General features: G+C 42.6%; 8 protein-coding genes. 3 read left to right on the top strand and 5 right to left on the bottom strand.

Features of this window, described 5'->3' with window-relative positions:
• Positions 1-15: 15 nt before the first annotated feature.
• On the top strand, positions 16-2,613 hold the full coding sequence (locus LEP1GSC050_RS04440; RefSeq protein WP_010568410.1) for a cation-translocating P-type ATPase: 2,598 nt from the start codon (positions 16-18) through the stop codon (positions 2,611-2,613).
• On the opposite strand, the gene LEP1GSC050_RS04445 is transcribed toward LEP1GSC050_RS04440, so the two are convergent.
• Genes LEP1GSC050_RS04445 through LEP1GSC050_RS04455 form a run of 3 tightly spaced genes read right to left on the bottom strand, consistent with a single transcriptional unit; the run spans position 2,610 to position 7,647 of the window.
• Positions 2,610-5,096, bottom strand: coding sequence for a glycogen/starch/alpha-glucan phosphorylase (locus tag LEP1GSC050_RS04445; RefSeq protein WP_010568409.1), 2,487 nt, complete (start codon positions 5,094-5,096; stop codon positions 2,610-2,612). The two genes, LEP1GSC050_RS04440 and LEP1GSC050_RS04445, sit on opposite strands and share 4 nt — an antisense overlap.
• 18 nt (positions 5,097-5,114) lie before the next feature.
• On the bottom strand, positions 5,115-6,311 hold the full coding sequence (locus tag LEP1GSC050_RS04450; RefSeq protein WP_010568408.1) for a glycoside hydrolase family 57 protein: 1,197 nt from the start codon (positions 6,309-6,311) through the stop codon (positions 5,115-5,117).
• 4 nt (positions 6,312-6,315) lie between these two features.
• Positions 6,316-7,647, bottom strand: a complete 1,332-nt coding sequence (locus LEP1GSC050_RS04455) for a glycosyltransferase family 4 protein (RefSeq protein ID WP_010568407.1) — start codon at positions 7,645-7,647, stop codon at positions 6,316-6,318.
• Between the two features lie 168 nt (positions 7,648-7,815).
• Here LEP1GSC050_RS04455 and glgX point away from each other — a divergent pair, with 168 nt between their 5' ends.
• Both glgX and malQ read left to right on the top strand, forming a co-directional pair.
• On the top strand, positions 7,816-10,023 hold the full coding sequence (gene glgX, locus LEP1GSC050_RS04460) for a glycogen debranching protein GlgX (RefSeq protein WP_010568406.1): 2,208 nt from the start codon (positions 7,816-7,818) through the stop codon (positions 10,021-10,023).
• A complete protein-coding gene (malQ, locus tag LEP1GSC050_RS04465; protein ID WP_010568405.1) occupies positions 10,016-12,133 on the top strand; it encodes a 4-alpha-glucanotransferase in 2,118 nt (705 codons plus the stop codon). The genes glgX and malQ overlap by 8 nt, the downstream gene beginning before the upstream one ends.
• On the opposite strand, the gene LEP1GSC050_RS04470 is transcribed toward malQ, so the two are convergent.
• Complete coding sequence (locus tag LEP1GSC050_RS04470) at positions 12,130-12,726, bottom strand: TetR/AcrR family transcriptional regulator (protein WP_010568404.1); 597 nt, start codon at positions 12,724-12,726, stop codon at positions 12,130-12,132. The genes malQ and LEP1GSC050_RS04470 overlap by 4 nt on opposite strands.
• 3 nt (positions 12,727-12,729) lie before the next feature.
• Positions 12,730-13,716: an aldo/keto reductase gene (locus LEP1GSC050_RS04475; RefSeq protein ID WP_010568403.1), complete on the bottom strand. Its 987-nt coding sequence runs from the start codon at positions 13,714-13,716 to the stop codon at positions 12,730-12,732.
• Between the last annotated feature and the right edge of the window lie 17 nt (positions 13,717-13,733).

Consider the following 13,733-nt stretch of genomic DNA (forward strand, 5'->3'; position numbering starts at 1 on the left):
TATTGATTCATCTGCATGTCAATCGCCGACATCGGTAAGTTAGCAGGTCTAAACTCTAACGACGCAAGGAAATTGCTTTCGGAGATCGGTCCCAACGAATTGCCGAAATCGGAATCGTCCTCTCTTTTGCGGACAATCCTGTCCGTGTTGGAAGAACCTATGATTTTTCTACTGCTGACATGCGGAGGTTTGTACATTCTGCTCGGAAAACCCGAAGAAGCGATAGCGCTTTGCATAGCGGTCATTGCGGTAATCTGCATAACAATCTTTCAAAAAAATAAAACCGAGACAGCCTTAAACGCATTGCGGGATTTTTCGATTCCAACCGCTATAGTGATACGGGATTCGATCAAGTCGTCGATTTCCGCAAAGGAAATAGTCCCGGGGGATTTGGTATTCATCCGAGAAGGGGAACGAATACCTGCTGACGGCTTTTTAGTTCAAGATATAAATTTACAGATAGACGAATCCCTAATTTCCGGCGAAGCCGTTCCGGTTATTAAGCGAAGCTTGATTAATAAAGCGGCGATTGATTCGGATGTTCTTGTCGGGAATTCCACTCGATCAGTTTACGCTAGCTGTTTAGTTGTAGCAGGCGAAGGTATTTTTACTGTCACGACCACCGGCCCCTCTACTCTTGTCGGAAAAATCGGTCAGGCTCTCGGAAAAATTAAGACCCTAGATACTCCTCTTCAGAAGCAAGCAAAGAAATTAACTCTAAGGATAACTATCTTCGCCGCGGTTTTCTTTTGTTTGATCGTGGCCGGATTAGGCGTCCGAACTGGTAATTGGTTGGAAGCGTTTCTGGCAGGCTTAACTTTTTCGATGGCCATCCTACCCGAAGAAATCCCTATTATTCTGACCATTTATTTGTCTTTAGGTGCTTGGAGAATCTCAAAAGTAAAAGTCTTAACTCGAACCTTGGGAGCTATCGAGACATTGGGCGCGGCAACGGTTATTTGCGTTGATAAGACCGGAACACTTACGGAAAATAAAATGGAAGTCCGAAAATTATTTGTCCCGAACTCTTGGGGCGGGGCCTATTTGGATTGCAATTCAAATATGACGATGGTCCCGGAAGACTTTCATTCCATATTAGAATTTTCTTTATTAGCTTCCAAGCAAGATCCTTTTGATCCCATGGAAAAAGGGATCCGAAATTTAGGAATTTCGACATTAACCGGAACGGAACATTTGCATACGAACTGGGATCTTGAAAAGGAATACCCTCTTTCCGATAAGCTTGCTGCGCTCAGTTACGCTTGGAAACGAGCCAACGACCGGGATCTTGTGATCGGAACGAAAGGAGCTCCCGAGGCGATTTTCGATCTTTGCCATTTAGACGTTAAGGCGGTCGCAGACTATTCCGAAATAGTAGAACGACTGTCTCGGGAAGGTCTAAGAATTTTAGGCGTAGCCAAAGCGAATATCTCGCCCGAAAAATTACCGCCACAGCAACATGATTTTATATTCGAATTCTTAGGATTAGTGTGTTTGGAAGACCCGATTAGACGAGAAGTTCCCGAGGCGATTTCAAAATGTATCGGCGCGGGAATAAAAGTGGTAATGATCACCGGTGACCATCTTGGAACTGCGAAAAGTATTGCAAAGAAAGCCGGAATTCCTTTCGTAGACTCCGCTTTGACGGGAGCCGACCTGAACGCCCTAAATGATGAGGCTCTTAGCAAAAGAATCGAAGATGTGGGAGTCTTTTCAAGAATCACTCCCGATCAAAAGTTGCGCATCGTCCAGGCATTTCAATCCAACGGGGAAATTGTTGCCATGACCGGAGACGGTGTCAACGATGCTACGGCATTAAAAGCGGCCCATATCGGAATTTCAATGGGCAAACGAGGAACAGCCGTTGCTAGAGAAGCCTCCGATATCGTTTTGTTAGACGACAGTTTTTCCTCACTTGTAGATGCGATCAGTCTGGGTCGCAGAATCTACGATAATATCCGAAAAGGGATTATATACGTACTATCGGTCCATGTACCTATAGTCGGGATGTCGTTACTACCTGCAATATTCGATATTCCACTCTTTCTTTTTCCTGCACATGTACTTTTTCTCGAACTTATAATCGATCCTGCATGTTCCCTGATCTTTGAAGGAGAAGAAGGGGAAAAGAACAGGATGAATCGACCCCCAAGACCTTCCAAAGACAGCATTATCGATTTGAAGACGGCGACGGCTAGCATAATCAGAGGACTCGTTTCCTTGAGCGCGGTTTTATTCGTTTATTTTTATGCAAGATACAAAGGGCTCAATCAGGAAGAAAGTAGAACGTTAGGATTCATATGCATCGTGTCTGGGAATGTGTTTTTGATACTCACTAATCTCTCCTGGACCGAACCTTTCTATCGAAGAGCAAAATCAATTTCGCCCGTTTTCTATTACTTATTATTGTTCACTTTAATTTTCATGATATCCACTATAAAGGTCGAGTTTCTAACAAGATTATTCGGATTCGCTCAAGTGAAATTTCAAGATGCACTACTAGTAACCATAACAGGTATTTTGAGCGTCCTATGGTGGGAAATCTTAAAGGGTAAACCCGACTCTTTAAAAATCGCGAAGTCGACTATCCTACCGTCGAAAAATGTATTCTAACAAACCACTCGACGAACTTTCCAAATCTGATCGGCATATTTCTGAACGGTATTGTCGGACGAAAATCTTATGCTCTTACAAGTATTTACAATCGATTTCCTCGTCCAGTTTTCTACATCCTTAAAATCCTTCGAAATTAAATCTTGCTGCTCCAAATACGAATGAAAATCCGCCAGAACGAAATATCGATCTCCTTCATCCGTAATCGAAGAGACCAAATCCTCGAATAAGTCTGCCGGATTCCCTGCAAGAAAGTCGTCCCGAAGCGAATCTACCAATTCATGAATCAAAACATCGTTCTTGTATAATAGAGCGGAAGAATAACCTTCTGCTTTCATTTTCCCCAATTCAGAAATTGTTTTTCCAAACACGTAAAAATTTTCAGATTTAACATATTCTAATATTTCAATATTTGCCCCGTCTAAGGTTCCGATCGTAATCGCTCCACTTAATGCGAACTTCATGTTTCCGGTTCCAGAGGCTTCCGTACCGGCCGTAGAAATTTGTTCGGAAACGTCGCATGCCGGGAAAATTCGATCCGCTAAGCTTACTCGATAATCCGGTAAAAAAACCACTTTCAACTTATCTCGCACTTTCGGATCCTCGTTTATCACCTTCCCGACGGAATGAATAAGTTTGATGATATTCTTTGCTCTGTAATAGCCCGGAGCGGCCTTGCCGGAAAAAATAATCGTCCTAGGAGTGTAATCCCAGTTAGGATCGTCCAGAATTCGCCTATAATCCCGTATAATCCGCAGAACATTCAACAGTTGTCTCTTATATTCGTGAATCCGTTTAACTTGAGCATCGAAAATAGAGTCCGGATCGACTTTCAAATCGCAAGATCGGGAAATAATCGAGGCGAGCTGAATTTTATTCGCTCTTCTACAAAGCCTCCATTTCTCCCGAAAACCCGCATCTGAACTAAAAAATTCCAATTTATGTAATATGTTTAAGTTTGCCTGCCATTCTTTTCCGATCGAATCGCTGATTAGCTTTGTTAGACCCGGATTCGATACGAGAAGCCATCTACGATAAGTAATTCCATTCGTTACATTTCGGAATTTGCCCGGATAGATACGGTCAAAGTCGGGAAATAATTTCTCTTTGATAATAGAAGTATGCAGCTCGGATACTCCGTTAACCGATGTGGATCCGACGATTGCCAGATGAGACATACGAATACTTTTAGGGATGGACTCCGTAACCAGAGAAAGGTTTGTAATGACCTCTTGCTTTTCGCCTCTTTTCTTCAAATGTTCTATAAAATAGTAATTTATCGAATAGATAATCTCAAGATGCCTCGGTAATAACCACCCTAAAAGATCCACATTCCAAGTCTCGAGGGCCTCAGGCATTACCGTATGATTCGTATAAGCGAAACATTCTTTTGTAATCGACCAGGCTTTTTCCCATTCAAGTCCGTGCTTATCCACTAACAACCTCATAAGCTCAGGAACTCCTAAGGAGGGGTGGGTATCGTTCATCTGAAAAAAGGCTCTCTCCGGTAAATGTTCCCAAACCGGATCGCCTTCCTCCTCTTCTATAAACGTATGCAATGCATCCTGAATAGTCGCGCTGGTAAGTAAATATTCCTGCTTTAGTCTAAGTTCTTTTCCCTGAATGATATTATCGTTCGGATACAGAATCTTAGAAATGTTCTCTCCTTTTTCCTTATCTTCGACCGCTTTCATATAATCTCCATGGTTAAAGTAATCAAGATTGAACTCGGCGCTCGATTTAGACTTCCATAACCTAAGATTTGCGACGGACTTAGTATTATAACCGGGGATAAGTATATCGTAAGCCTGCGCAATAATCGTCTCTCCCGGAGCCCAGATCGATTTTGTCCTGCCATCGGGCAGACTTTTCTGAGCGACAGAGCCGTAAAAATGCACCGGGTACGATAAATCGAAACGGGAAATTTCCCAGGGATTTTCCTGACTTAACCAATTGTCCGGAGCTTCTTTTTGATAACCATCTTCTATCTTCTGATGAAATATTCCGTACTCGTAGCGAATTCCATTCCCTTGGCAAGGAATATTAAGCGTAGCCATGCTCTCTAAAAAACAGGCCGCTAAACGGCCTAAACCTCCGTTTCCTAACGCAGCATCATGTTCTTCTGCCGCGATCTTTCCCATATTGTATCCGAAATCTCGCAATACTTTCGTAGTCAGATCCTTCAAGCCCAGGTTAATAAGATTACTTTCAAGAAGCGTCCCGATAAGGAATTCCATAGATATATAATATACTCTTTTGCCTCTGACGCTACGAACGGAATCCTGGAATTCATTCCACCGGCTGATAAGAATATCGCGTATACTCAAAGCCAATGCTTGGTATAAATCCTGATTTCTGATTGTTCGCTTATATTTACCCAAATCATACTCGAGCCTTCGAGCGATGGATCTCCTTAATAATTTCTCATTTATTTTCGAATTGGATTCGAATAATTTCCAAAGTTTATTGTGACGACCGCGCATATTAAATAACTCTGTGCCTTATCGAAGTATTCTTAGTTTAAAGTCTTGAAGTACGTTCATATAAGATTCGAATGCCTCATTTGGAGTGGAGGACGAAGAGGCTGCGTTCTGCCCGACTTGATCTTGATCGAAAAATTGATTGCTCATGTAGTAAAAATTATCCGACGTTTGCAATCTACCGAATAAATCCAAGCATTCCTCGGCACCCTTCCGGTAGACATCTTTTTCCAGCCCGTATAGAGTTTCTAGAGCTTCCTGCTGCATGGAATTTCCGGCCCAAACCGAAATATCTTGCTCGTCGTTTTCAGATAAAGCGATATCACCCGTATCTATTGTGCCTCGAGAGTCGTAGAGATTAATTGCCTCCGAAGGCGTGGAAAAACGGAAACCGGTACGATGAAAAGCTTGGCGAAAAATCTCTTCAGGAATGGTTTCTAACAATTCAAAAACACCGGTATCGATCCACCGATGGTCCCCGAAATTCTCGAAGTCCATGAATAGATTAACGATTTCGCCATTATTCGAAAGCGAACGAATCCAGCTCGAAAATTCATCCGGCTGTGAAAGCAAATATCCCCACTCTTTATCGGAAAATCTAAATGCGATATCTTCGCTCAATTGGAAATTCTTCGCCAGAATCCGCATAGTAGGGATATGTTTTGCGGAATATACGAAATTCGGACTTCTACCATAGAGCAATCTGTCCACTCCTTCCGTTAATATTCCCCGATAACCGGCTTTATTAACAAGGTTAGAAACGCGATTAGTATAAATTAGTTCGGTATTCCTGAATATTCTCGGAGAAACGCCGAATTCTATCCGCATCAGTCGATCGTGATCTTCGATTTGCCGATAAAATTCCCGCGCCGAATAGAGTGAGGCCAAAGAATGATAGTATGTCTCCGATAGAAGCTCCACTCCTCCTAAAGATACCAACTTCTTGATTTTATCTAAGACTTCAGGGCACCATTCCTTCAATTGCTCTATAACTGTTCCAGTTAACGAAAAGCTTACTTTAAATTCATTTCCATACTTATTACGGAGTCGTAATAACCTATCGACCGTAGGAATATAATATCTTTCCCCGACTTTGCGAATGATTTCCCGATTTTTGGCGTCATCAAAATAACCGATGCCGGTCCCTATATCGCTCGAAAGATATTTTTTCAAGCGATATGGCTGGTGAACTTCAAAATAAAAACATATCGAAGTCATAGCGCTACGTGCGATTTAGTACCTTCGCATAAACTTCTTCGATTCGTGTTCCGGTCTTGGACCAGGAATTCTTAGTCGCTTCCTCGAGACCTCCGTCGCGAAGAGTTGCATGTAAATTACGATCGGATAGAACACTTACGATTTTATTCGCCATATCGTCGACATCCCAAAAATCGACCTTAATGCAGTGATTCACCACTTCTCCGACCCCGGACTGCTTCGATAATATGACAGGTACTCCTCCGCTCATCGCTTCTAATGTGGAGAGTCCAAAAGGTTCCGAAACCGACGGCATAATATACAAATCAGCCATGGAATATAATTGCCGGGTTTCTTCCTTGGATAAAAACCCGGTGTAGTGAAAGTATTTTCCAACCCCCAGATCGGCAGCCATCTCGATCATTCGGGCATACATATCTCCGGTTCCTGCCATAACGAATCGCACATTATCGATAACTTCCAGGACTTTCTTAGCTGCTCTTACGAAGTAATCCGGACCTTTCTGAAACGTGATTCTTCCCAGGAAAAGAACTAATCGTTCCCGATTATCGGCGGCTTTATCCTTCCGAAGCAGATTTCTATCCAACTCGAATTCGACTCCGTTATGAATAGGGTAAATCCTATATTCCGGTACGGAATATCTTTCAATTAGAATTCTTTTAGTATAATTGCTAACCGTAATGATTGCGGCAGCTTCCTTAAAAGCATTACGTTCCAAATCATATACTTGCTGGTTCACTCGATCTCCACTCCTATCAAATTCGGTCGCGTGTACATGACAGATTAGCGGTTTGCCGGTAGATCTCGCCGTCTCCACACCTGCAGGGAAGGTCATCCAATCGTGACAATGAATTATGTCGAAATCTAATTTAGATGCCAGGATGGAATTAAATCTCGCATACAATTGGATATCATTTATGATATTTTTAGTATAACCGGATTGAATTTTCATGGACTCGTCACCGGGAGAACGTCGAATCGTTTCCGAAAGTATAGTCGTCTTTTCAGTAGTTATAGGCTCGGCGTCTTGTAGGCTAATCTCTCGAGAAGATTCATAAGGATGGAATGCCTGAAGACTTAAGGTTTTGTAAATCGATTCTTTTTGAAATTTAAAAAGAATTCTCTTCTCCTCTTCTTCGAATTTAACTACACTACTTTCCACATCCAGTATTTTAACATTTGATAATTTTGGTTCCTCTCCGGAGATTTGAGGAAGGATAAAGTAAATCTCGTTGCCTGAATCCGAGAGAGCTTTGGCAATATTATAACAGGCCGTTCCTAATCCTCCGGTAATTTTGGGCGGATACTCCCAGCCTATCATTAAGACTTTAAACATATGAATTCCATTTGATAAATTTTCCTTAAAAAAATCAAAGATGCAATCTAATATATGTTTGGTTGTTCTATTCCATTACTTGATAATTATCAAAGAACGTTAATGATATTATTGAAGAGAGATCTTTGTAACAATATTGACTTTTAAACTCTCACAGAGTGATGATGAATGGTGAGCTTGAAAGTATTTCCAGGAAAACCGGAGCCGTTAGGAGCAACCTTCACGGATGGAGGCGTAAACTTTGCGGTCTATTCCGAATTTTGCGAGTCGATTGATTTATGTTTATTTGATTCCATCGATGCACAAAGCGAGTCTCAAAGAATACGATTAACCTCTAAAACCGGATCTATTTGGCATTGCTATTTACCTAAAATCAAACCCGGGCAGCTCTACGGCTATCGAGTGCACGGACCTTACCTACCTGAAAAGGGACATCGGTTCAATGAGAATAAGATTCTATCTGACCCCTATTCGAAATGGATTGCTAGACTTCCTACCTGGCACTCCTCCCTATTCTCATATTATAGAAGCGATTTACAGTTTAGAGAGGTCTCCCGAGAGGAGCTCCTGCGAATGGATTTGAGAGATAGCGCCCCTGTCGCGGCACTCTCGGAAGTAATTCATTCTGAGTTCGATTGGGAACAGGATATGCACCCGAATATTTCATGGAAAGATACGATCATTTATGAGGCCCATGTTAAGGGATTGACCGCTCTGCATCCGGACATTTCTCCCGAGTTAAGAGGGACATTTACAGGTCTCGCTTCCGAATCGATCGTAAGACATTTAGTCAAGTTAGGCGTTACGGCCGTCGAGTTGTTGCCGGTACATCAATGCTTCGATTCATTACGACTTTATAATAATAAGCTGACCGATTACTGGGGTTATAATAGCTTAACCTACTTTTCTCCGGACAGAAGATTTTCCCGCTTCTCTTCGGGTATCGAATGTATAAACGAATTCAAAAATATGGTCAAATGCTTACATAAAGCAGGAATCGAAGTAATCCTGGATTCGGTCTATAATCATACTTGCGAGAATTCTTATTTCGGACCGAACCTGTCATTTAGGGGAATCGATAATTTCTCCTATTATAAATTAGACAAGTTGGATTTAACGAAATACGACGACAGCACCGGGACGGGAAATAGCCTTAATATGGAAAATCCGTATGTGACCGCAATGGTCCTAGACAGTATGAAATTTTGGGTAACCGAAATGCATATCGACGGGTTCAGGTTCGATCTAGCCCGGTCTTTAGTAAGAAACGAAAAATTTCCCACTAATCTGGAGAACCCGTTCCTCAAAGCCATTAATTCCGATCCGATATTTTCCGGCGTTAAACTTATCGCAGAACCCTGGGACTTAGGCAAAGACGGTTACCAGATCGGAAGTTTTCCCAAACCTTGGAGCGAATGGAACGCGCAGTTTCGGGATTGCTCCCGGAAGTTTTGGAGAGGAGATCGCAGAATGTTAGGCGAAGTCGCGACTCGAATCGCAGGTTCCAGCGATTTGTTCCAGCAGGAAGGGAGAAGTCCTTACTCTAGCATCAATTATGTGGCATGCCATGACGGCTTTACTTTGGAAGATCTAGTCTCCTATGAAAAAAAGCACAATGAGGAAAATCTGGAGCAGAATAAGGACGGCTGGAATTATAGCTACAGCTCTAATTTCGGAGCGGAAGGTCCGACAATTTCCGGTCAAATTCTTTCAAGGAGAGACAGACGAAAAAGAAATCTTTTAACGACATTATTTATTTCTCAGGGTGTTCCGATGATTAGTGCCGGAGACGAAATGGGTAAGACTCAGAAAGGAAACAACAACGCTTATTGTCAAGATAACGAAACGAGTCATATAAACTGGGATCTAGATCCGAGATATAAAATTCTTTTGGAATATACAATTAATTTAATTCGCTTCAGAAAGAGGCACCCTTTTCTGCGGCGAGATCGATTCTTCGACGGGAAAATACGATCGGATCGGTTTTTAAAAGATATTCTTTGGATCTCGGAGACCGGCGAGGAGTTAGTGAAATCGGAATGGGAATCCGAAACGAGAAAGAGTTTCGGATTCCTATTGCCTGCTCAATTTGATAGCAGTGAGCCGCTAAACAAAGATGATTCGAACCGAAATCCTTCGCTTCTTTTTCTCTTAAACGCTTCGGAAGAACCGATCGATTTTCTGTTACCGAATTACTTAAAAGACGGAATCTGGACACGAGTATTCGACACATGGGAGGCGGAGTTCGATCGGGAAGCATTGTCGTTTAACATTGGACAAAAATACAGCCTAAGGGAAGAAAGCATGGCGGGATTTTATTCTGCGACCCCCCAAACGAGCCAGAGTAAGAAAGGCAATAGGCCCTCGCATGAATGAAACGTCCGTTTACGAAGCCTTCGGTATCCTTCCGGAATATAACGATTTAATCGGTCAAGTGCATCGTTTAGAGACAAAAACTTTCTTAGGAATACTCGTCGCCTTAGGATATGATCCTAAAGAAGTTTCGGATCCTGAATCTATTTTAAAAAAGAATTCGACGAGCAGTTCCTCGAAAATTCTAGAACCGGCCTATTTTATTCCCGTGCATTCTCAACCCGGAATAATCAGGATTCGTTGGGCCAAGGACCAAAGCGTAGAAAAACTTCGCTTTCGCATCATACTCGAGGAAGGACCTATATTCGATGTTCGAATACAAGAGCTAACATCGGAAGAGAACGACGCCGATAGTCTTCGTCTCATAACGATTTCGTTATTAGAACCTCTCCCTCCTGGATATCACAAATTGCAATTAGAAGGCCTACCTGAATCTTACTCGACTTCCGATGTTCTAGAATCGGTTCTTATCGTTTATCCGGAGACCTGCTACGATTGGTCCGATCATTGGAAACGCAAAGGAATTTCTCTTCAATTATATTCGGTCCGATCTCCTTGGAACGACGGCATCGGAGATTTTAAAGATCTTCAGGAAATCGGGTCAGATTGTGCAAAAAACGGATTTTCCATCCTTGGAGTGAATCCTCTACATGCCCTATTTCCCCTAGACCCGGAACAAAGAAGCCCTTACTCTCCGTCGAATCGTTTATTTAAAAATCCATTATATATTCACTTGCCTTGGGTTTTTCGAGATTTCGGGTTTCATGAACTAGAATCCGAATATTTGATCGAAAGAAGCAAAGCAACGTTCCTAGAATCGATTTCCGACGAACATATAGATTACGCGAAAATCTCCGATTTTAAGATGAAATTCTTGAGAGTAATTTATCAGAGATTTATGGAATCGGTTCCTTCGGAGAATCCGGAAACCTTTTCCCTATTTCAAACATTTACCGAAATCGGGGGAACTTTACTTTTCAGACACTGCCTTTTTGACGCGAGTCGAATCATCATTGAAACCTTAAAAACTTCGCCTTTAAAGGAAAGGCATATGCAATCGGATCGACTCGAAACTGAGATCGATGAAAAATCGAAAAATTTAACGAACGAAGTAAGATTTTACCAGTTTATTCAATGGATCGCGGAAAAACAATTCTCCCAAGTAGCCGACTCCCTGTTTAACATGCAAATATCCTTATATACGGACCTTGCTGTCGGACCCGATCCCGGTGGATCCGAAGTTCAAATTGCCGGGCGAATTTTTTCCTCCGGGGCAGCAATCGGTTCCCCGCCGGACGAATTTTCACCGAACGGTCAAAACTGGGGAATTCTACCGTTGATTCCCGATCGATTAAAAGAGGAGCATTACGAACACTTTATCGAATTACTAAGAGCGAATATGCCCAAAGACGGTATCCTAAGAATCGACCATGCTGTAGGATTATTTCGTTTATTCTGGATTCCTAATACAGGGGAAGCCGGGGGATATGTGCTCTATCCGTGGGAGGACTTACTCAGAATTCTCGCTTTGGAAAGCCAACGAAGCAGATGCGCGGTCGTTGCGGAGGACCTAGGCTTGGTCCCTCTAGAAATCCGAAAGATCCTTTCCGAATTCGGAATTTATCTGACTAAAATTTTGTACTTCGAAAAACATGATAGCCACCAATATAGCTCTCCTTCGCATTATCAGTTACGAACCGTTGCGTCCTTAAATACTCATGATCTTCCTACCTTAAAGGGTTACTGGAATTCGGAGGACATAAAGGAACGTTTCAGAATAGGTATGTTAAGCTGGGCCGAATACGAAACATTGCTTGCCGAGCGAGAATCGGATAAAGAAATGATCGTCGCGTTGATGCATAAGGAGGGAATTTTGGTTACGCATAACGGAAACGGGATTCAAAGTCCTGAAATTGAGGACGCCCTATTTAAACTTCTCTCTTCTGCAAATTCAAAAATCCGAATGTTTGCTATGCATGATATTTTGGGGGAATATAAACAGACGAATCTTCCGGGGACTACGAACGAATATCCGAATTGGAAACTTCGGTATTCACTATTCTGGCGAGAACATCCTTTTTTCAATAAGGAGACGAATTTACAAAGTCTTTAAGCTCGAAGAATTCCCGCTAGCAAAAGATCTAAAACCTGCTTCAAAAGAAGCTCTCGATCGAAATCCAGATGATCGAGAACCATTTTAGGATGGTGAAAAGTGATCATCCCATGAAACAACAAATTTGCGAGTAACTTCGGATCTTTTTTAGAGAATTCGCCGGTTCGAACCCCCGATTCCAAAATAGAGACAAGTTGGTTCATCGTAGTTTCCAAATGTCGAACCACTATGGGGCGGCGTAACTCTGCGGAAGAATTGAAAGCTCGATACAATTCCGGATCCATAGAAACTTTTTCTCTCTTTAAACGATGTAGAGTTAAGAACCATGCATGAAGTCTGGATTTAGAACTGCCTTTCTTTGAGACGATTTTTGCCAACTCGTCGTCGATCCTGTTCAACCAGCGCTCAGATACCGCATCAATAAGCGCGGCTTTATCCGGAAATAAACGATAGAGAATCGGATGGCTTACTCCGATTTCCTTGGCAATATCCACAAGATGGGTCTTATCGAACCCAAACTTGCGGATCATTTTTTCGGCCGAATCCAATGCGACTTGCTTTAATTCTTCAGGGGAAAGGCCGGTTCTTGGCATATTTTATTTGGCGACCATCTCCATTTGCGGAGCAGGATAGCGATCTCCTACGATAGCTCCTTCCGAAAAAGTACGATCTAATTTCTCAAGCTCCTCCGAAGTCAGGATGATATCAAGTGCTTTTAAATTTTCCGACAAGCGAGATCGCTTACTCGTGCCTATTAAAGGCATGATATCCTCCCCGCGAGACAGAACCCAGGCAATTGCGATCTGAGACGGAGTATGTCCTTTTGCCGAAGCTATCGATTGTAGTACCGCAACCTTTTCCAAATTCTTAGAAAGATTTTCGCCTTGGAATCGAGGAAGATGAGCTCTATAATCCGTCTTGATCTCGCCTGTGATACTACCGGTCAGCAATCCTCTTCCCACGATTCCGTATGGAACCAAGCTAATCCCGAGTTCACGAATCGTAGGCAGAATTTTAGATTCGATCAATCTGGTCGCGAGAGAATATTCGATTTGCAATGCACTCACAGGGTAAACACTATTTGCCCTACGAATCTGCTCCGAATTGGTTTCGGAAATCCCGAGATATCTCACTTTCCCTTCCTTGATCAAATCGGCGACCGCACCTACCGTTTCTTCAATCGGAACTGACGGATCGACTCTAGCGGGTTGGTACAAATCGATGACATCCACTCCAAGTCTTTGAAGTGAGTATGCCGCAAATGTTTTTACCGAATTAGGTCTAGCGTCAAAGCCCAAAAAAGCGCCCGAAGGAGAGCGTTGAGCTCCGAACTTAACGCTCAAAAAAGCCTGATCTCGACGATCTCGAATCGCTTTTCCTACCAGAGATTCGTTATGCCCTATTCCGTAGAAATCTCCAGTATCCAAATAATTAATTCCTGCATCCAATGCGGCGTGAATCGTATGGATGCTTTCCTGGTCGTCTCGGGTCTGTTTCGAACCGTAAAAATCCGACATCCCCATGCAACCAAGGCCGACCGAAGAAACTTCCGGACCGTTTTTTCCCAATTTCTTTAACTTCATATCTATCTCCAAAAGTT

Origin of the sequence: Leptospira broomii serovar Hurstbridge str. 5399, from assembly GCF_000243715.2 — a bacterium.
Taxonomy (GTDB): domain Bacteria; phylum Spirochaetota; class Leptospiria; order Leptospirales; family Leptospiraceae; genus Leptospira_B; species Leptospira_B broomii.

What these genes read in the sequence shown, in the direction of transcription:
- LEP1GSC050_RS04440 (WP_010568410.1), top strand. Translation starts at nt 16, where the DNA reads ATGTCAATCGCCGACATCGGTAAGTTAGCAGGTCTAAACTCTAACGAC.
- LEP1GSC050_RS04445 (WP_010568409.1), bottom strand. Translation starts at nt 5,096, where the DNA reads ATGCGCGGTCGTCACAATAAACTTTGGAAATTATTCGAATCCAATTCG.
- LEP1GSC050_RS04450 (WP_010568408.1), bottom strand. Translation starts at nt 6,311, where the DNA reads ATGACTTCGATATGTTTTTATTTTGAAGTTCACCAGCCATATCGCTTG.
- LEP1GSC050_RS04455 (WP_010568407.1), bottom strand. Translation starts at nt 7,647, where the DNA reads ATGTTTAAAGTCTTAATGATAGGCTGGGAGTATCCGCCCAAAATTACC.
- glgX (WP_010568406.1), top strand. Translation starts at nt 7,816, where the DNA reads ATGGTGAGCTTGAAAGTATTTCCAGGAAAACCGGAGCCGTTAGGAGCA.
- malQ (WP_010568405.1), top strand. Translation starts at nt 10,016, where the DNA reads ATGAATGAAACGTCCGTTTACGAAGCCTTCGGTATCCTTCCGGAATAT.
- LEP1GSC050_RS04470 (WP_010568404.1), bottom strand. Translation starts at nt 12,726, where the DNA reads ATGCCAAGAACCGGCCTTTCCCCTGAAGAATTAAAGCAAGTCGCATTG.
- LEP1GSC050_RS04475 (WP_010568403.1), bottom strand. Translation starts at nt 13,716, where the DNA reads ATGAAGTTAAAGAAATTGGGAAAAAACGGTCCGGAAGTTTCTTCGGTC.